The 18,287-nt window shown below is 72.8% G+C and carries 16 protein-coding genes; 7 read left to right on the top strand and 9 right to left on the bottom strand.

Features of this window, described 5'->3' with window-relative positions:
• Window positions 1-92 precede the first annotated feature (92 nt).
• From ABZS58_RS47745 to ABZS58_RS47735, 3 genes are read left to right on the top strand one after another with little or no spacing between them, the layout of a single operon-like run.
• Window positions 93-338 (top strand): hypothetical protein, encoded by a 246-nt coding sequence (locus ABZS58_RS47745; RefSeq protein ID WP_354791126.1) that lies wholly within the window; start codon window positions 93-95, stop codon window positions 336-338.
• 5 nt (window positions 339-343) lie between these two features.
• Window positions 344-703: a glycine cleavage system protein GcvH gene (gcvH, locus tag ABZS58_RS47740; protein WP_354791125.1), complete on the top strand. Its 360-nt coding sequence runs from the start codon at window positions 344-346 to the stop codon at window positions 701-703.
• Between the two features lie 5 nt (window positions 704-708).
• Window positions 709-2,064 (top strand): L-serine ammonia-lyase, encoded by a 1,356-nt coding sequence (locus tag ABZS58_RS47735; protein WP_354791137.1) that lies wholly within the window; start codon window positions 709-711, stop codon window positions 2,062-2,064.
• Window positions 2,065-2,242: 178 nt separating this feature from the next.
• Here ABZS58_RS47735 and ABZS58_RS47730 read toward each other — a convergent pair whose 3' ends face one another.
• Entirely contained in the window at window positions 2,243-2,896 is a 654-nt protein-coding gene (locus ABZS58_RS47730) for a methyltransferase domain-containing protein (RefSeq protein WP_354791136.1), read from the bottom strand.
• Between the two features lie 224 nt (window positions 2,897-3,120).
• Between ABZS58_RS47730 and ABZS58_RS47725 the strand changes: the two genes are divergently transcribed.
• The gene (locus tag ABZS58_RS47725) at window positions 3,121-5,001 is read left to right on the top strand and encodes a hypothetical protein (protein WP_354791123.1); all 1,881 of its coding nucleotides are present in this window, start codon (window positions 3,121-3,123) and stop codon (window positions 4,999-5,001) included.
• On the opposite strand, the gene ABZS58_RS47720 is transcribed toward ABZS58_RS47725, so the two are convergent.
• The 3 genes from ABZS58_RS47720 to ABZS58_RS47710 form a co-directional block, all read right to left on the bottom strand.
• Entirely contained in the window at window positions 5,002-6,336 is a 1,335-nt protein-coding gene (locus ABZS58_RS47720; RefSeq protein WP_354791122.1) for a condensation domain-containing protein, read from the bottom strand.
• Between the two features lie 121 nt (window positions 6,337-6,457).
• Window positions 6,458-7,489, bottom strand: coding sequence for a hypothetical protein (locus ABZS58_RS47715; protein WP_354791121.1), 1,032 nt, complete (start codon window positions 7,487-7,489; stop codon window positions 6,458-6,460).
• On the bottom strand, window positions 7,486-7,986 hold the full coding sequence (locus ABZS58_RS47710) for a sigma factor-like helix-turn-helix DNA-binding protein (protein ID WP_354791119.1): 501 nt from the start codon (window positions 7,984-7,986) through the stop codon (window positions 7,486-7,488). Before ABZS58_RS47710 ends, ABZS58_RS47715 begins: the two co-directional genes overlap by 4 nt.
• A gap of 86 nt (window positions 7,987-8,072) precedes the next feature.
• Here ABZS58_RS47710 and ABZS58_RS47705 point away from each other — a divergent pair, with 86 nt between their 5' ends.
• Together ABZS58_RS47705 and ABZS58_RS47700 are read left to right on the top strand one after the other, a co-directional pair.
• On the top strand, window positions 8,073-9,374 hold the full coding sequence (locus tag ABZS58_RS47705) for a hypothetical protein (RefSeq protein ID WP_354791117.1): 1,302 nt from the start codon (window positions 8,073-8,075) through the stop codon (window positions 9,372-9,374).
• Window positions 9,371-10,324 carry a DUF6569 family protein gene (locus ABZS58_RS47700; protein WP_354791116.1) on the top strand — a complete coding sequence of 318 codons (954 nt, stop codon included), beginning with the start codon at window positions 9,371-9,373 and terminating at the stop codon, window positions 10,322-10,324. Before ABZS58_RS47705 ends, ABZS58_RS47700 begins: the two co-directional genes overlap by 4 nt.
• 497 nt (window positions 10,325-10,821) lie before the next feature.
• Here the strand turns inward: ABZS58_RS47700 and ABZS58_RS47695 are convergent, their stop codons facing one another.
• From ABZS58_RS47695 to ABZS58_RS47680, 4 genes are all read right to left on the bottom strand, one after another.
• A complete protein-coding gene (locus ABZS58_RS47695) occupies window positions 10,822-12,816 on the bottom strand; it encodes a hypothetical protein (RefSeq protein WP_354791114.1) in 1,995 nt (664 codons plus the stop codon).
• An 84-nt stretch (window positions 12,817-12,900) separates the two neighbouring features.
• Complete coding sequence (locus tag ABZS58_RS47690; RefSeq protein WP_354791112.1) at window positions 12,901-13,323, bottom strand: XRE family transcriptional regulator; 423 nt, start codon at window positions 13,321-13,323, stop codon at window positions 12,901-12,903.
• Between the two features lie 108 nt (window positions 13,324-13,431).
• A complete protein-coding gene (locus ABZS58_RS47685) occupies window positions 13,432-14,676 on the bottom strand; it encodes an MAB_1171c family putative transporter (RefSeq protein WP_354791111.1) in 1,245 nt (414 codons plus the stop codon).
• Complete coding sequence (locus ABZS58_RS47680) at window positions 14,666-15,193, bottom strand: hypothetical protein (RefSeq protein ID WP_354791109.1); 528 nt, start codon at window positions 15,191-15,193, stop codon at window positions 14,666-14,668. Before ABZS58_RS47680 ends, ABZS58_RS47685 begins: the two co-directional genes overlap by 11 nt.
• Before the next feature lie 178 nt (window positions 15,194-15,371).
• Here ABZS58_RS47680 and ABZS58_RS47675 point away from each other — a divergent pair, with 178 nt between their 5' ends.
• Window positions 15,372-16,781 (top strand): glycosyl hydrolase, encoded by a 1,410-nt coding sequence (locus ABZS58_RS47675; protein ID WP_354791108.1) that lies wholly within the window; start codon window positions 15,372-15,374, stop codon window positions 16,779-16,781.
• Window positions 16,782-16,805: 24 nt separating this feature from the next.
• On the opposite strand, the gene ABZS58_RS47670 is transcribed toward ABZS58_RS47675, so the two are convergent.
• On the bottom strand, window positions 16,806-17,792 hold the full coding sequence (locus ABZS58_RS47670) for a LacI family DNA-binding transcriptional regulator (RefSeq protein ID WP_354791107.1): 987 nt from the start codon (window positions 17,790-17,792) through the stop codon (window positions 16,806-16,808).
• Window positions 17,793-18,287: the final 495 nt, after the last annotated feature.

Below are 18,287 nucleotides of genomic sequence, written 5' to 3'. Positions count from 1 at the left end.
GGGCGGCGAAGCTCTCAGGCTCCGATGACAGAGCGGGGAGGTCACCCAGCAGGGTGCCGTCCGCGACGGCATCCGGACCCAGGGAGCCTCTCGTGACACCGCTGCTCGACGTGCACCGCGATCCGGGCGCCACGCCCACCTTCCCCGACGACCTGGTCGTCCACCTCCTGGCGGAACGCCGCTCCCCGCATGCCGCGAACACCGCGGACCCCGCCGTGTTCTTCGCCGTGCCATGCGGGCACGCCGGCGGGTCCTTCGACGTCGCCGGGCGGGACGTGCTCCCGGCGCGGACCCCGCTCACCACCGGGCCGCTGCCCCTCCACTCCTCGCAGAAATGAGCGTCATGTCCGCGATCCCGCCGCACCTGCGCTACACCCGCGACCACGAATGGCTGCTCGACGGTCGGGTGGGCATCACGGCGTACGCCGCCGCCGCGCTCGGCGACGTCGTCCACGTGCAGCTGCCCGAGGTCGGGGCGACCGTCACCGCCGGCACGCCCTGCGGCGAGATCGAGTCCACCAAGTCCGTCAGCGACCTCGTCGCCCCCGCCGACGGTGTCGTCGTCTCGGTCAACGCCGTGCTGGCCGGCGAACCGGGGCTGGTCAACGACGACCCGTACGAGCGCGGCTGGCTCTTCGAGCTCGACCTCACCGGCACGCCCGACCTCCTCGACGCCGCCGGCTACGCCGCCCTGGTCGGGTGAGCGGGGTGGCCGCCTCGACCCTGAGCGCGTTCGACCTGTACTCCGTCGGCATCGGACCCTCGTCGTCACACACCGTCGGCCCGATGCGCGCCGCCCGCCGCTTCGCGACGGCGCTCGCCGGCCCGGTCGGGCGGGTGCGGGCGGAGCTGTTCGGCTCGCTCGGCGCCACCGGCCACGGCCACGGCTCGGCCAAGGCCGTCGTGCTCGGCCTGCTCGGCGAGGACCCGGCGACGGTGGACACCGACAGCGCCGACGAACTGGTCGCCGCCGTCCGGGCCACCGGCCGGCTCCGCCTTCCCGGCGGGTCGCTCGTGCCGTTCTCCGTCGACGACGACGTGGTCCTGCACCGGCGCAAGTCCCTGCCCGAACACCCCAACGGCATGCGCTTCCAGGCCTTCTCCGCCGACGGCGCCGCGCTGCTGGAGAAGACCTACTTCTCCGTCGGCGGCGGGTTCGTCGTCGGCGACACCGGCGTCGTCGCCGACACCACGGTCCTGCCGCACCCCTTCACGACCGGCGGTGAGCTGCTCGCCCTGTGCCACGAGCTCTCGATGCCGGTGAGTTCGCTGATGTACGCCAACGAGCGCGCCTGGCGCCCCGACTCCGAGACCCGGGCCGGCCTGCTGCACCTGTGGTCCGTCATGCAGGAATGCGTCGACCGCGGCTGCAACCGCTCCCTGGACGGTGTCCTGCCCGGCGGCCTGCGCGTGCCGCGACGCGCCCCGGCGCTGTTCCGCGACCTCAAGAGCTCCGTGGGCCACGATCCGCTCCGCGTGCTCGACTGGGTGAACCTTTACGCGCTCGCCGTCAACGAGGAGAACGCGTCCGGCGGCCGCATCGTCACCGCCCCCACCAACGGCGCCGCCGGCATCATCCCCGCCGTCCTGCACTACTACACCCGCTTCGTCCCCGGCGCCACCGACGACGGCGTCGCCCGCTTCCTCCTCACCGCCGCCGCCATCGCCATCCTCATCAAGGGCAACGCCTCCATCTCCGGCGCGGAAGTGGGCTGCCAGGGGGAGGTGGGCTCGGCCTGCGCGATGGCCGCCGCTGGGTTGTGCGAGGTCATGGGCGGCACCCCCGCCCAGGTCGAGAACGCCGCGGAGATCGGCCTGGAACACAACCTCGGCCTGACCTGCGACCCGGTCGGCGGCCTCGTCCAGATCCCCTGCATCGAACGCAACGCCATCGCCAGCGTCAAGGCGATCAACGCGGCAAGGCTCGCCCTGAACGGCGACGGCAGCCACAAGGTGACCCTCGACAAGGCCATCCGCACCATGCGCGACACCGGCCGCGACATGTCGGTGAAGTACAAGGAGACCGCCCGCGGCGGCCTGGCGGTCACCGTCATCGAATGCTGACCCGCGCTGTGCCGGCACGAGCGGCTCGCCGGCTGGATCCTGTCGTCCGGCCAGGCGGATCCTGTGGACGGCTACCCGATCGTCACCGCCGGCCCCGCCGCCGGCTCGCCGCCGCCACGCCCCGCCGTCGGTGCTGACGAAAAGTCGGTGCTGACGAAAAGGCGGAACAGCGAAACTTTCAGGCGGGGCGGCGGGCGATGGCGATCACGGACTGCCCGAAGGGCGGGGTGACGAAGCGTTCCGCGAAGCGGGTCATCGGGGCGACCGTCGAGTCGTAGAACTTGACCATCAGGCCGGGACCCGGCTTCTGGCGCAGCAGGCACGTCGACACGTAGTAGCCGATCAGGCCGAGCGAGTTGGCGTAGTGCAGCCGCTCGATCTCCAGATCCGCCGCCAGCAGGACCTCCCGCATGGTCTTCTTCGTGTACCGCCGCACGTGGCCGGTCGCGATGTCGGCCGGGCCCATCGCGAACGGGAACGCCGGGACCACGATGACCACGTAGCCGCCGGGGCGGACCAGGGAGCGCATGGTCTGCAGGGCGCCGAGGTGGTCCTCGATGTGCTCCAGGACGTTGTAGGACACGGCGGCGCTGTGCTCGGCGGTGATCTCGCTCGGCAGCATCAGCTCGCGGATCGCGACCTCGCGGTTGGCCGAGAAGCGCTCCTTGAGCGCGAGCAGCCGGTCCGGGTCGGCCTCCGTGACCGTCATCCTCGGTGCGTGCTCCAGCCACTCCGCCGCGTAGTCACCCAGGCCGGCGCTGACCTCGATCGGGTCGTCGCCGAGATAAGGGGTCGCGAATGCGACGAACCACTTGCGGTGGTTCTTCGCCATCGCGAGACCTTCGAGGACCTCGGACTGGATGAGCTGGTCACCGAGGATCTCCGCACTGCGATCCCGATCGCCTCCAGGCGGCACGGCGTCTCCTCGGTAGCTCGTCGATCCAACGATCTGATCATGTTATCCGGAATTGGCGTAGTTTATCGGCGTCGATGCGATGAGGCCAGTGGCTGGGCAAGGCGTGCGCCAACGGCAGGCGTCCAGCTATGGTCTCACCCGTGAAAACCGGCGGAAAGAACGCTCTTGTCGCCCTGAGCTACGTGGTCTTCTCCGTCGTGCTGTTCCACCATCTGTGGGCGGCACCGCAGACCAGGATGCTGGCCGACAACAACCAGGACCAGGTCTTCTTCGAATGGGTGCTCACGCACGCCGCGCGGCTGTTCACCCACGGTGACAACCCTTTCCTCACCGACCAGCTCAACGCGCCCCTGGGCGTGAACCTGATGGCCAACACGTCCATCCTCGGGCTCGCCCTGCCGCTCGCCCCGATCACGCTGCTGTTCGGTGCTTCGGTCACGTTCGCGCTCATCAGCACCATCGCACCCGCCGGCACTGCGATCGCGTGGTTCTTCATGCTGCTGCGCTGCGAGGTGGTGCGGTCCCGGTCGGCAGCCTACCTGGGCGCGCTGTTCTGCGGCTTCGCCCCCGCGATGGTGTCGCAGACGACCGCGCACCCCAACATCGCCGGCCAGTTCATGATCCCGCTGATCCTGTGGGCCGTGTTCCGCATGCGGCAACCCGGCGGCACGGTCCGCAAGGGGCTGATCCTGGCGGCGCTGGTGGTCTACCAGTGCTTCATCAACGAGGAGGTGCTCTTCCTCGCGGCGTTCGCGTTGCTGGTGTTCCTGCTGGTGTACCTGCGGCCGCGCGACATGCTGCCGGCGGCGCGGGCGGCCCTGCCGGCGCTGGGTGTCACCGCGCTGGCCGCGGGCGTCGTCATGGCGTACCCGCTCTACCACCAGTTCGCCGGGCCGCAGGCGTACCACGGGCTGCCCGACTTTGTGCACGGCTTCAGCGCCGACTGGGCGTCGTTCTACAACTTCAGCCGCCGCTCGATCCTCGGCGACGTGACCCGCATCGAGAAGCTCGGCGGGCCGACGGAGGAGAACACGTTCTTCGGCTGGCCGCTGCTGCTGCTCCTGCCGGCCGCCGCGGCCGCGCTGTGGCGGCACCGGGGCGCGCGGGCCCTGTTCGTCACCGCCGTCGTGTTCGGGCTGCTGTCGCTCGGCCCGGTCGTGCGCTACCAGGGCGAGGAGACCACCTGGCACGGCCCGTGGCGCTTCCTGGTCGACCTGCCGCTGTTCGACTCGGTGGTGCCGACCCGGGTCGCGCTCGTCGTGACCCCCCTCGTCGGCGTTCTCCTGGCGATCCTGGTCGACCGGTTCGTGGTGCCGCCGCCGTTCCCGGCCACCGGCCAGGCCACGGAGTCCGCCGCGTTCGCCGCGGAAGCCCCGGCCACCGACATGCACGCCTCGGAGCCACCGGCGGACGCCACGGGGGACGCCACGGGGGACGCCACAGGGGACGCCGCCGCCGGCAGGCTCCGCGTCAGGCAGGACGAGGACGAGGAGCCGCTGCCCTACGCGGGCCGCTGGCTGTGGGCGGCCGCCCTCGCGATGGCGCTGCTGCCGCTCGTACCGACGCCGCAGCCGACGAACGACCGGCCGCCGCCACCGGTGTTCTTCAGCAGCGGGATGTGGCGGGAGCACGTGCCGGAGCAGGCCACGGTCGTGGTCATCCCCGGCGGCTGGTGGGAGGGCCTGGACGCGATGCGCTGGTCCATCGACTCGCGCATCGACTTCAAGATCGCCGGTGGCTACTTCCTCGCCCCCGACCCGAACGACCCGGAGCGCAAGGCGATGTTCGGCCCGACGTACCCACCGACCTGGAGCCTCCTCGGGCAGGTCGGCAACGACGGCGTCGTGCCGGTCCTCGCGCCAGAGCAGATCCAGCAGGCCCGCACCGACCTGGCGTACTGGAAGGCGTCGCGGATCATCCTCGCCGACGGCCACGGCAACAGCGACGCCGTCCGCCAGACCGCCGACCAGCTCTTCGGTCCCGGCGAGCACATCGCCGACGTGTGGGTCTGGAAGGTCTGATCACCCGGCGTCGAGGGCCTCGGAGACGATGAGGTCCTCGACGCCGAAGAGGAAGGCGGCCATGTCGGCGCGGGGCATCAGCGCGCTGTCGGCGGTCATCGCGAGCTCGAGCGCGCCGGGCGCGTCCTGCGCGTCGAGAGCGAACGACACGCCCCGGCGCGGCTCGTGCTCCACCGGCCAGGTCAGCGTCGTGCGGGTCAGCGCCTCCCGCAGCGGCACCGGGGCCGGCGGCGCGAACCCGAGGGCCGGCATCAGGCCGCGCTGGTCGTTGACGAAGCACGAGTGGTCGCAGGGCCCGCCGAAGGCGGCGATGTCCCGGTCGAGGGCGAGCTTGTCGTAGTACGAGTGCCGCTGCGCGGACAGGGCGGCCCCGAAGGTCCGGCGTACCAGATCCGCGAAGGCGACCCGGGTGGTGCCGGTGAGGTGGAAGAGCCCTTCCTGCGCGATCGTGGTGACGCCGCCGGCCATCCCGGGCAGGAACCGGTTGTTGACGACCACCTGGAAGACGGCCTCGCCGACCCCGGTGATCCGGGCCGCGGACGCGGCCGCCGCCGCGAGGACGACCGAGGCGGGCGTGACGGACAACGACGCCGCGACCCGGTCCAGGGCCAGGCCCAGGGCGGGGGAGTTGAGGACCGCGTTCGGGAACGCGGCCGCGGGCCGCGCGCCGGCCCGCGCCGGGAACATGCTCGGCGGGCCGGCGCCGAGCTTCGCCAGCCAGGAGCGGCGGGCGGCGGCGTCGCGGCGGCGCCCCCGGTCCGACGTCTGGAACGCGGCCTCCTCCAGGGGTTGCAGCAGCTCCCGCGGCGGCAGCGGCCCGCGCAGCAGCGCCGCGAAGTCCGCCAGGAGGTTCCGCAGCCCCCAGCCGTCGGACGCGGTGTGGGACAGGAAGAACACGACGTAACGGACCCCGCCGCCGGCCTCGACGACGCCGACCCGCAGCGGCCACTCCCGTTCGGCGTCGAACGGGACCGCGAGGAGCTCGTCGCGCAGCGCGTACGCCGTCGCGTCGACGGTGTCCGGGGTCGCCTCGCGGGTCGTGACGGGGATGCCGCCGGCGGCGGACACGACCTGGTCGAGCCGGCCGTCGCCGGCGGGCCGCAGCCGGGTCCGCAGCGACTCGTGCAGCAGCACCAGGTCCCGGACCGCGGCCTCGACCCGCGCCGCCGGCACCGGCGAGGGCAACGGCATGCCGCCGCTCACGTTGTACCGCGCGGCGTCGCTGCCAAGGTTGCGCACCACGTCCCAGATCGCCTGCTGCCCCCACGTCGCCGGCCCGGATCCCGCCCTGCCGCCGCTGAACGTGTACTCCGCCCGCGCCTGCGCGACACTCATGCCCGCCCCCTGTCGACCCCGCCGTGGACCCGCCCTGGTCCCCGAGTCTTGTGCACCGCCGCGGCGATGTCGACGGCGCCCGGAAGCTGTATATGCAGCGGCCCGTACGGTCGTTCCCCGCTCAGACGCAGTAGGTCCGGACCTTGACGACCTTCAGCCCGGACGGGTCGGCGAGGGCCTTCGCGTCCCGCTCCGATCCGAAGTAGACGACCGAGTAGTCGTCGCCCGGCGGGGCGCCCAGGGCCGCGGCGGCGCCCACGTCGCACGCGAGCGGCACGACCCTGGCCAGGTAGCCGTCCACGGCCAGGTCGCCCGCCGTCTCGTGCGGCGCCGGTCGCTGACCCGCGAACGCGTCCACGCCGACGGCCACGGCCCACGCCTCGCCCCCGGCGACGGGTGCCGCCGGCTGGGCGTACCGGGGCGGGCAGGCGGACCGGAAGACGCACATGCGGGCGATCATCGTGGTCATGCGGGCGTCCTGGCCGGGTGCGGTGACGAGGCCGTCGAACGTGACGATCGCCGTGCCGACCCGCACCACCAGCAGGCGGAACGGCTCACCGGCGTGCTCCCCGGCGCCGTCGAGCGGCCACGCGACCGTGATCGACGCCGCCTCGTCGCCGAACTCGGGGCTGCCGGCCGGTTGCAGGACCTTCTCGTCCGGGAAACCGGTGCACTGCCGCAGCTTCGGCCGCAGGTCCCGCATCACCGCCTTCGCCGTGGCCTCGTCCCGGTACACGTACAGGGCCTCGCCGAGCCGGACCCGCTGCTCCCGCTCCCCGATGTCCTGGCTCATCGCCCGCCTCGCGACCGGCTGCCCGAAGCACTCCTGCGAGTAGGCGTGGTCGTCACCGCCCTCCGCGGCCTGCGACTCGGGGGAGAGGATGCCCGGCGGGAGACGCTCGGAGCGGCTTCCGGCCGGGGCCGGCGGCGGCACCGACGGCGACACCGCGACCGGGGACGGCGACGTGCCGGGGCGGCCGGCGACCGCGACACCGCCCGCGATGACCGCGAGGACCGCGAACCCGGCGAGCGCCACGTGCCCCGCGCGACGGCGCCGCCCGCGCGCCTCGATCAGCTCGGCCGGCGGGACGACCGCGGTGTCCATGACCCGCCCCCGCAGGTTCTCGAACGCCCGCTCGACGACGTCGGTCATGACTGCCTCGCATCCAGCGGGTCGGTGATGGTCAGCATCGGCGCGAGCGCCTGCCGGCCGCGGGCCAGGCGTGCCTTCACGGTGTTCTCCGGCGCGCCCTCCATCCGGGCGATCTCCGCGACCGCGAACCCGCCGAGGTGGAACAGCACGAGCGCCCGCCGCTGCGGCTCCGGCAGCCGTCGCAGCGCGTCCACGAGGTCCAGGGTCTGCGGGTCGGGCCCGGGGACCGGCGGTGGCGGTCCGTGCCGCGTCCAGCCGGCGATCGCGGTGCGGGCCCGCCGCCACCGGCTGATGACGAGGTTGTGCCCGACGCGCCCGATCCACGCCCGCGGGTCGTCGTAGGCGCTGATCCGCCGCCAGCGCGCCCACGCCCGGACGTACACCTCCTGCGCCACGTCCTGGGCCTCACCGAGGTCGCCCGTGTACACGACGAGCTGCGCGACCAGCCCCCGGTAGGTGTCCCGGTAGAACTCCGCGAACGTGTCGGCGTCTGCCATGCCCAGGAACACGCCGCCGCCCGGTCACCGGTTGCATACGGAAACGCATTCGCTCCAGTGATTTTCCGCGTGCGACCGTGCGGGACGTGACAGTGCAATTCGTCCGGCATCTCCAGCTCCACGACACCCCGCTGCGGGTGCCGCGGGCCGGTGCCGTGCTGTTCGACGACGAGACCGTGCACCTCGATGCGTACACGGCCGGACCGCAACGGTACGCGCTGACCGCGCTCACCCCCGGCGTCCTCGCCCCGCAGCGGGCCAGGATGCTGCTGCGGCTGCTCCTGCACTCCCGCGCCGGGCTCGGCGACGCTGACCGCGACACCCTCGCACGGGTCACCCGCGTCCTGGCGCTCGGCCTCGCGCCCGCCGACGTGCTCACGGTGCTGCTCGCCGTCCGGCGGCGCCGCGCCAACCACCGGCACGTCACCCGGACCGCGCTGACCGTGCTCCTGGAGCACCCGCACGCCGCCGAGATCGCCGCCGCCCGCCGCTCGGTCGTCCAGGACTGCTTCGAGCACGCCCTCGGCCGTGGCGTCGCCCGCGCCTGCCTCGACGCCCTGCGCCGGGGCGCCGAGCCGAGGCACCGCCTGCTGGGTCCGTCCGCCGTTGCGCGGATTCCGGTGATGTACCGGCACCGCGACGGCACCGGGCTGCTCCCGCTCCCGGCGGCGCGCGGCGACCTCGACCTGACCGGCCCGCGGCCGGACACCGTCACCGCCACCAACCGGGGCGACCTCGCGGCGACGCTCGTGCACCTGCTGCGCGGCGGGCCCGGCGGCGAGCTGCTGCCGGCGGTCGCGCGGTTCACCGACGAGGCCGTCGCCGGGCTGCCCCGCTACGAGGGCACCGTCGCGCTGGTCCTGGACGACTCCGCGTCCATGCGCGGCTACGGCGACCGGGAGTGGGCGGTCGCGTCGCAGGTCGCCGCGTTCCGGCGGGTCCTCGACAGGGTGTGCGCGCGGCTGGTCGTCGTGCGGGTCGGCGGCAGCGGCGGACGCCCCGGCGGCGCCACCGACCTCGCCACGGGCGTCCTGGACGCGCTGTCGGGACCGGTCGCGCCGGACGTCGTGGCGGTCGCCTCCGACGGCTACGAGAACGTCCACCCGGGCGACCTGGCGTGGGTCACCGACGCCCTGCCCGGCGCCGGGGTGCGCACGCCGGTCGTCCTGTGCCAGGCCACGTTCGGCCACGCCGACGACCTGTCCCTGCGCCGGCCGGCGCCGCGGCTGCCGCAGCGCACGTTCTGGCACACGGACGACCTGGCGCCGCTCGTCCTGTGGCTGCTGTCGCATGTGGACAGTGCCGCCGCCGACCGGTGGACCGTGGCCGAGCTGCACCGCCGGCTCGCTGCCCTCGAACGCTTCGCTCTGGAAGGGGGACCATCATGAACCTGCCGGTTCCGGCCGGGGTCGACGCCACCGGCTACACGCTCGGACCGCCGCAGCGGGCCGGGGCGCTGAGCATGGTGCCGGTCTTCGGGCCGTCGTATCCGGGCATCGCGCCGCCGCGCAGCGGGCTGAAGCTCAGCCGGGTCGTGACGTACGGCCAGGTCGAGCTGACCAATCCCGCCGCGTCCGGGGTGGCGATCGTGCCGTTGCACGTGGGGTACATCCAGGACTCGGCGCAGAACCACGCGCTGTGCCGGTCGGCGTTCATCGCGGCCGGGCAGACGCTGCGCTTCGACGACGCCTGCTGCGTGCAGGAGAGCCAGGGCGGCTACCTGTCGGAGCGGGACCAGTGGTTCTTCGTCCTGCCGGTCGAGCTGCGCCCGGCCGCGCTGCGGCTGCGGGGGACCAGCCAGTACAGCAAGCTGTGGGGCGACATCGCGCGGTTCAACGGCTCGCACGGGCTGCCCGCGCGGGGCCACCTGGAGCAGGTGCTGACCCGGAAGCGGGCGGTGCTCACCCAGTACCAGAGCCGCCTGGAGCTCCTCGACGGGCAGGTCGGAGCGTTGTTCTTCGTCGGCGGCGAGCTCGCCGGGGTGGAGATCGCGCCGGACCCGGTGTACTTCGCCGAGGTGTGGACGGCACTGGTCTGCTTCGCCTACGGCCCGGCCGCCTGGTCCCACGCACTGTCCACGTCGGAGCCCGCCGCGGAGCCGTGCGCCGCCGGGTCGCTCGACGAGGTGCGGACCGGGCTGCGGCGGCGCCGGCAGTCGGTCGCCGACGAGGTGGGCGCCTGGCTGGAGCGCGCTTCCTGGCGGCCGGACTCGCTGGTCGAGGAGGACCGGTACCTCGGCCTGCGACTGTCCACCGTGGACGGTCCGGCCGTCGGCGGGCAGGTGGTCACGGACGGGTCGCGGCTGGTGTACGCGTCACTGTTCGCCGCGGCGGCCTGAAAACCGGTTGCCGGGCCGGACCCGGATCCGGTTGAATCACAGGTGTTGCGGGACTGCGTCAGGCCCGGCCGGCAGGCCCCCCGATTCCAGATCGGGGCACAGTCGCCTCAGTAGCGGCCAATTATGCTGGCAGGGCGCTGGCCACACGCACCGCACCGCTACAAAGGGCGCCACCCGGCGGGGTGGCGCCCTTTCAGCGTTCCCTCAGCGGTCCCACATGGTGCGGCTCGGCTCGCCCCAGTCGTAGCCGATGACGACCCAGCGCTCCGGGTCGTGGGCATAGGCGATCTTGAAACTCGGGTCGGACCGCACGACCCCGCGCATCCGGAAGACTTTATGTCGTCAGAGCAGCACAGACTCTTCCGGATCATGGGAAAGTGGCCGGTGTCGATGGTTAGACCGGGAGTGGTCAGGGTCCGGTCATGGAAACGGCGACCGGATGGGAACCGGTCGCCGTTCGCGGTGGCCGTGTGGCCGGCGCTGGTGGGGCGTGAGGGCTAGCGGTTGGCGTCCGACTGGTCGCGGGCGTCGCGCTGGGCCGGGACGGTGTGGTCCGAGGAGTGGCGGGCGTAGCCGTTGCCGGCGGTGGGGCGGTCGGCGTCGGACGCTGCCTCGTGGGTGCCGGACCTGGGCTCGAAGAGGCTCCGGGAGCCGCTCTCGCCGCGGCCGTTGCCGCCGCCGAGGGGGCCGTGCTCGCCGGTCCGGCTGTCGCTGCCGCGGCCGTTCGTGCCCAGGGGTCCGTGCTCGCCCGTGCGGCTGTCGCCGAGGGGGTCGCCGCCGCGGCCGTTGGTGCCGCGGAGCTGCTCGCCGAGGGAGGGGTGCTCGCCGGAGGCGCTGTCGTCGGCCGTCGCGTCGGCGTCCGCGTCATCCTGCTGGTCCGCGTCAGCGGACTGGTCGGCGCCGTTGGCCGCGCCGGGCAGACCCGCGACAGGGCGGCCAGCCAGCGGGTGCCCGCCGAGGGGGTGACCGGCGGCCGGCAGCGGCTGGCCGGAGAGCGGGTGGACCGCGACGGGCTGACCGGTCAGCGGGTGCACGGCGACAGGCTGCGCAGCGGCGGTCGGCACAGCGATGGGCTGCTGCCCCGCGGACGGCTGACCCATGGGCTGCTGCCCCCCGGAAGGCTGGCCCCCGGCTGGCTGACCTGCGGACGGCTGACCCGCGGGGTCCTGCTCGGCCAGGCGCTGCTGGTCGGCGACCCGCTGCTGGTCCGCGGCGCGTTCTGCGGCGGTGCGGACCGGGATCTTCGTGTATTCGCCGGTCTCCCCGCCCGCGGCGGCGGCCATGACGGCGGCGGCGGCCAGGTCGGCGACGCGCTTCGCCTCGCGCTGGACGCGGGCGCGGACCTCCTTGGCGTGGCGCTCCGCGCCCTCGGCGGCCGAGCGGGCCTCCTCGAGGCGGCCCATCTCCTCGGCGAGGTCCTGGCGGGTCTCCTTCAGACGCTGCTGGAACTGCACGACCTCACGCTCGGTGGTCGCGCCCTCGCGGCGGGTCTGGGCCAGGCGCTGCTGGTTGGTCTCGAGCTCGGCCTGGAGCTGGGTGAGGGCCTGGCGGCGGGCCTGGATCTCGCGCTGGACGGTGGCGAGCTGGTGCTGGGCGGCGGTGTTCGCCTCTTCGGCGCGGCGGCGCAGGTCGGCGATCTCCTCGTCGACGGCGGCGCGGTGGCGGGTGAGCTCCTCCTCGACCGACTCGCGGTGCGTGGCGACGTCCTGCTCGGCGGCGGCCTTGACGTCGGCGATCTCCTGCTCCGCCGCCGCCTTCCACTGGGCCAGCTCCTGCTGGGTCTGCTTGCGGGCGGCCTCGATCTCCTGCTGGATCTTGAGGTGGGCCGCCTCGAGCAGCGCCTTCGCCTGGGCCTGGGTGTGCTTGATCTGGGCGGCGCTCTGCTCGTTGATCCTGGCGGCCTCCTGCTCGGCGCGCTGCTGGGCGGCCTCGCTGTTGGCGCGCAGGCGCTCGGCCAGCTCGCGGATCTCGGCGAGCTCGGCCTGCGCGGCGGCGCGGCGCTCCTCATACGCCTGCTGCTCCTCGGCGCGGCGCTTCGCCAGCTCGTCCTCGAGGTCCTGCAGGGTCTTGGCGGCCAGCTCACGGGCCTCGGCGAGGACCTTCTCGGCCTCCGCCTGGTGCTTCGTGGCCCGCTCCTGGGTGGTGCTGGTGATCTGGTTGGCCTGCTTCTCCGCGAGCGCGAGGATGTCGTCGACCATCGGGCCGAGGTGCCGGAACGAGGCCTTGTCGACCTGCGCGGGCCGCTCCTTGACCTCGGCCAGCTCCTGCTGCAGCTGCTGGCGCTGCGCCTGCATGGAGCGCAGCCGGGTGTCGAGGTCCTGCCGGTCCGCCTCGATCCGCCGGCGCTCCGCGGCGAACTGCCCGAGCTCCCTGTCCCGCTTTGCGAGGTACTGGTCGACCTGTCCCTGGTCGTAGCCGCGCAACGCGACCTTGAAGATCGGCCGCGCGCCGGAATCGTCGCGAGCCGTTGCCAGCTCTCCGCCCTGGGACATGTGCCAACCCTCCATACCGTCGCCTGCGCGATCTGGCGCAACGCTACCGTCGCGTGCCGCCGGGCCAACACCCCGCCCGGCGTGTCAGTTTGACACCACATCGGGTGGCGGCGGATCGTCCGGAAGGCCCTCGATCCTGCGGGCGTGCTCGATCATGCCGTGGATCGCCTCGAGGCTCGGGCCGGACAGCCCGGCCGCGCGCAACGCCATGGTCCGCACGCCGGTGTTCCGCAGCGCGGCGAGCAGTTCGAGCTGCTCGTCGATGCGCCGGGCGGCCTCGTCGTCGAGGAAGTACGCGGCGTTCACCCCGAAGAACTCCGCCAGGGCCTCGAGGTGCCGTTTGGTCGGATTGTCCCGTGCGCCCTTGCGCAGCTGCCAGATGTACGTGTGGGAGATCATCACCCCGCGCTCACGGATGGCGGTGGCGACCTCCTCGTAGCTGTACTCGCCGCGGCCCGGCGGATGGACCGTGCCGAAGAGCCGGTCGAGCTTCTCCGCGAGGGTCACCTGGCCTCCTGATAACTGGTCACGCTTGACAATCGCACCCTGACGATGGAAATCTCCATCATAAGCTCAGATTTATGGACGATGTCGCCCCATAAACTGAAGTTGACGTCAACGACCCGGGTCGGGCGGATCGTTGTGGCCGGTGAAGGAAACGGGGGTGGCCACGACGTCCTGCGGGGCAGCGTCGCGGTATCGCCGCGCGAGGCCGAGCAGCGCCCGGACCTCGGCGTCGACGGCGGGCCCGCCGGCCGGCTGGGAGGCGCCCGGCGGGCCGGATGCCTGCGCCGCGACGGGAGCCGCGACGGGAGCCGCGACGGGAGCCGCGACGGGAGCCGCGACGGGAGCCGGGCCGGGGTCGGGAGACGTGCCCGGATCACCGCCCGCCGCCCGCGCGACCGCGCTCCGCAGTGCCGCGGCGTCCGCATCCGTGTCACCCGCGTGCCCGACGAGCAGCCATTGCGCGTCTCTGATCTCGATGACGCGTCGGTACAGGCGGAGCTCGGCACCGCGGAGTGCGAAGAGATCCGCCGCGCGTCCGGGTGGGTCGCCGAGCACGACACCGGGGGCGGCGGTGGACAGCTCCAGCCACAGCGGCCGGAGTCGCTGCAGCGCCACGTAGCGTGACGTCCAGCGCCGCAGCCCGCCGAGCGCCGGGATCGCCCCGCCGAGCGCGAAGAGCAGCAACATCAGGGCGAGGAGCATCCGGGAGAACGACTGGGCGCCGGTGCCGTCCAGGGCACGGCTGCCGGCGGCGTGGCTGATCTGGTACACGACACGGTTGGTCATGAACAGCAGCCCGACCACGGCGGCGGCGCTCAGCAGCCACATCCCGATCCGCAGCCGGCCGGGCGCGACACCCCGCCCGGCGGGGCGGAACAGCACGAGCGCGCAGATCAGCCCGACGGTCAGCCCGAGCTGGGTGAGCACGGCGTACGCGGTGACGAGGGGCGTGCCGGCCTGCTCGTAGACGAAGTCGTAGCGCTCCGGGCGGCGCGGCGCGAGCAGGAACAGCACGCTCATGGCGACGCCGGTCACGCTCAGCAGCGCGTACGCCGCGCGCCGCAGCCAGGCCCAGCGGGCCGGGTCGACGGACAGCAGCCCGACGATGTGGACCATGCCGGCCGACGCGGCGACGGTGGCGAGGTTCTTCAGCGGCACGGAGATGTCCGGCACGTGCAGGACGGTGTCCGTGGCGAACGAGATCTCCCGCCGGTTGAACGTGAACGACAGCGTCGCCAGCAGCACGACGAGCCGGACGGCCTTGCCGCGCGGGGTCTGCGGGGTCGCGAACCGCCAGATCGTGAACGCCCAGAACGCGACCAGGACGGTGATCTCCAGGACGTCAACGGCCACGGCGCTCGACCAGGAAGGGTTCGGCGAGGGCGTCGTACAGGTTGCTCAGGGCGGAGTCGGTGAGCGGCCGGGCGGTGCTGCTGGCGGCGCGCTCGTTGAGCATGGTCGCGATCATCTCGGCGACCTGCTCCTGCGGCGCGCTGTAGGAGGAGCGGCGCAGCACCCGGGCGACGGTCGCCGGGTCGAGGTCGGGCAGCAGCAGCGCGGTCACGTCCGCGGGCTCCGGCTCCGGTGTGACGTGGTCGCAGAGGATGTGCCCGACCTCGTGCAGGATGATGTGCTGCTGGTGCAGCCAGCCGGTGCTGGCCGCGTAGAACACGTGGTCGGCCTTGTCGGTCGACAGCCACAGCCCGCACGCGGTGCCGTCGGCGCCCGCCCTGGGCAGCTGGTGCAGGTGCAGGTCGCGGCCCCTGGCGGCGGCGACGGACGCGCAGAAGACCCGCACGTCGAACGGGTCCGGGACGTCGAGCCCGGCAAGTATCCGCGTCACCTGTTTCTCCAGCGCTCGCAGCCGCATCCACGCTCCAGCCGGCCGTCGGGGCAATCGGGGTCAACGATATGCCCCCGGTCGTAACGACAGGTGGCGCCGGGAGCCGGCGCGCTTTCATCTGTTCACCTCTATTGACAGCGTTCGAGCGGTCGACGTACGTTTCCTGGACTTACTCGGTTCAGTAAACCTTCTTCAAGGAGCCCCCGTGCGAAGAGCCTGGATCGTGGCGGTCACCGCCCTCATGGCCGCCGTCGTCGCTGTGGTCGCCCAGCCACGGCCCGAGACCGCCGACGCGTTCCCCGCGTCGACCCGCAGCGCCCTCATCAGCTACCTGAGCGGCATCAGCGGGCAGTACACCATCACCGGCCAGCACAACCGTGAGCCCAACGCCGACCCGACCAAGTGGACGCGGGTCGCCCAGCAGATCACCGGCCAGACGCCCGGCCTGTGGGGCGGCGACCTCCTCTTCCAGTCCTCCGACGTGTCGTCCCGCCAGACGATGGTCAACGAGGCCGTCCGGCAGTGGCAGGGCGGCTCGCTCGTCGCGCTGACCTGGCACATGTGCCCGCCGACCGTCGGGCAGACCTGCGGCTGGGACACCGGCGGCGTGCTCAGCCACCTCAGCGACACCCAGTGGAGCCAGCTCGTCACCGACGGCACGTCGCTCAACACCGCCTTCAAGAACCGTCTCGCCGAGGCGACCCCGTACCTCCGCCAGCTCCAGAACGCCGGGGTGCCGGTGCTCTTCCGCCCGGTCCACGAGATGAACGAGGGCTGGTCCTGGTGGGGCGGCCGTCCGGGCGCGAACGGCAGCCGCAAACTGTTCCAGATCGTGCACGACTACTACGCCAACGCCCAGGGCCTCACGAACCTGGTGTGGGTGTGGAACGTCAAGGACGTCAACATGGGCTCGATCGCCGACTACTGGCCCGGCGCGTCCTATGTGGACCTCGCGACGCTCGACATGTGGGTCAAGTACGCGCCCAGCGCGTCGGACTACCAGGCGATGCTCAACGTCGCCGGCGGCAAGCCGATCGCGCTCGCCGAGGTCGGCCAGGTCCCGAGCGTCGCGCTGCTGCAGGCCCAGCCGCGGTGGACCTACTTCATGGTGTGGGCGGAGTGGCTGACGGACCCCGCGTACAACACCAACGCCGCCGTGCAGAACACGTACTTCAACAGCCGGGTCCTGGTGCGCGGCGAGTTCACCGTGCCGGGCGCGGGCGGCGGGGGCGCACGGACCGGCCCGGTGACCGGTCTGGCCGGCAAGTGCCTCGACGTGGCCGCCTCCGGGACCGCCAACGGGACCAAGGTGCAGCTGTACACCTGCAACGGCACCGGCGCGCAGACCTGGACCATCGGGACCGACGGCACGGTCAGGGCCCTCGGCAAGTGCCTCGACGTCGCGGGCGGGGTCGCCGCCGACGGCACGAAGGCCCAGCTGTGGGACTGCGCCGGCAACGCCAACCAGCAGTGGAACCGGTTGGGGGAGACCCTGGTCAACCCGGCGACCGGCCGCTGCCTGGACGCCACCGGGCAGTCGAGCGCCGACGGGACCCAGATCCAGGTCTGGACCTGCAACGGTCAGACCAACCAGCGCTGGACGCTGCCGGCGTGATCCTCGCATCGCCCCCGCTGCCGCTCAGCCGGCGGCGGGGGCGGTGCTGTCCCTGATGGCGAGGGTCGGGTTGGTGTACCGCACGCTGCGCGGCGCCCGTCCGTCGACACATTCGAGCAGCAGCCGGGCGGCCTGTGCGCCGTAGTCGGCGATGTTGCGCCGCAGGACCGTCAGCGCCGGATGGACCAGCTCGCACAACGGCGAGTCCTCCCACGCGAGCATCGACACCTCCCGCGGCACGCCGATGCCCATCTCCGCCGCCACCCCGAGCCCGGCGAGCGCCATCACGTCGCTGTCGTAGACGATCGCGGTCGGCCTGTCCTTGCCGCTCAGGATCCGCCGGGTCGCCTGCGCGGCGGCATCGCCGGTGTAGTCGGCGGCGACCACGGTCACCGCCATGCCGGCCCTCTCGATGGCCTCGGTCCGCGCCTGCGTGTGCAGCATGTCCGGCGGCCCGCTCACCCGCGTGACCCTCGTGTGGCCGAGCGAGGCCAGATACCCGACGACCTTGCCGGCCGACGCGGCCTCGTCGGTCCACAGGTTGGCCAGCCCCGGGATCTCACCGCTGCCACCGACCACGACCGCCGGCAGGTCGAGCGCGAGGACCGCCGGCACCCGCGGGTCGTCGCGCCGCAGGTCGCACAGGATCACCCCGTCGACCCGCCGCTCCGCGTGCCACCTGCGGTGCACCGCGATCTCCTCGTCGGGCCCGTCGACGAACTGCAGCGCCAGCCCGAACCCACGCGCCGACAGCTCCATCTGGATCCCGCTGATCAGCTGCCGCCGGAACACCTCGACACTGAACGCCGCCGGCGCCCGCCGCAACGTCAGCCCGACCACGTCGCAGGACGCCCCGTGCATCGCCACCGCCGGCCGGTGCACCGCGAACCCGAGCTCCTCGGCGACCTCCCGGACCCGCTCCCGCAGATCCTCGGACACCCCGGGCCGCCCGTTGAGCGCATACGAGACAGCCACCCGCGACACCCCGACCCGCGCAGCGATGTCACTCATCGTCGCCCGCCGCCCCATCCGCAGATCCTAGCCGCCGCTGTTACCCGCCTGTCGCCTCCGGCGATGGCTCGCTGCCCCACGCTGCGCGCGGGTCCCGCCGGGGGATTCTCACCCCGGACCCCCAATGCGCCGCTCCGCGGCGCACAGCCGCGCTGCGCGTTGGCTGGGATCCGCTCACGCGGCATCCGGTGGTTACCCCCGGTCACTCACCCGCACCCGAAACGCCGATCTCCGAACGTGCGTCCCTTCGGTCGTGTCCACGTCGGTGGTGTGCAAGTGGCGCCGTCCTCACTTCCCCCACGACACCCGAAGATCACCGCCGGAGCCGTGGTACTCCCCGGTCCAGCCATCGACACCGGCCTATTTCTCATGATCCGGAAGACATTGTGTCGTCATAGCGCAATGCCGGTGAGTTAAGCGTTCAGGGTGATGGATGGGGCTGGATGGTGACTGTGAAGGTTGCTGTCCAGTTTCGTTGTTTGCGGCCGGGTGGTT

It is taken from the genome of Dactylosporangium sp. NPDC005555, assembly GCF_040605635.1.
GTDB lineage: Bacteria > Actinomycetota > Actinomycetes > Mycobacteriales > Micromonosporaceae > Dactylosporangium.
The sequence above is the reverse complement of the archived record's forward strand: the minus strand, read 5'-3'. Positions and strand labels throughout refer to the sequence as shown.

Excerpts from the sequence above, each read along its gene's own strand:
- ABZS58_RS47680 (WP_354791109.1), bottom strand. The coding sequence starts at position 15,193 with ATGCGGCTGCGAGCGCTGGAGAAACAGGTGACGCGGATACTTGCCGGG.
- ABZS58_RS47695 (WP_354791114.1), bottom strand. The coding sequence starts at position 12,816 with ATGTCCCAGGGCGGAGAGCTGGCAACGGCTCGCGACGATTCCGGCGCG.
- ABZS58_RS47730 (WP_354791136.1), bottom strand. The coding sequence starts at position 2,896 with ATGGCGAAGAACCACCGCAAGTGGTTCGTCGCATTCGCGACCCCTTAT.
- ABZS58_RS47710 (WP_354791119.1), bottom strand. The coding sequence starts at position 7,986 with ATGGCAGACGCCGACACGTTCGCGGAGTTCTACCGGGACACCTACCGG.
- ABZS58_RS47715 (WP_354791121.1), bottom strand. The coding sequence starts at position 7,489 with ATGACCGACGTCGTCGAGCGGGCGTTCGAGAACCTGCGGGGGCGGGTC.
- ABZS58_RS47700 (WP_354791116.1), top strand. The coding sequence starts at position 9,371 with ATGAACCTGCCGGTTCCGGCCGGGGTCGACGCCACCGGCTACACGCTC.
- gcvH (WP_354791125.1), top strand. The coding sequence starts at position 344 with ATGTCCGCGATCCCGCCGCACCTGCGCTACACCCGCGACCACGAATGG.
- ABZS58_RS47720 (WP_354791122.1), bottom strand. The coding sequence starts at position 6,336 with ATGAGTGTCGCGCAGGCGCGGGCGGAGTACACGTTCAGCGGCGGCAGG.
- ABZS58_RS47670 (WP_354791107.1), bottom strand. The coding sequence starts at position 17,792 with ATGAGTGACATCGCTGCGCGGGTCGGGGTGTCGCGGGTGGCTGTCTCG.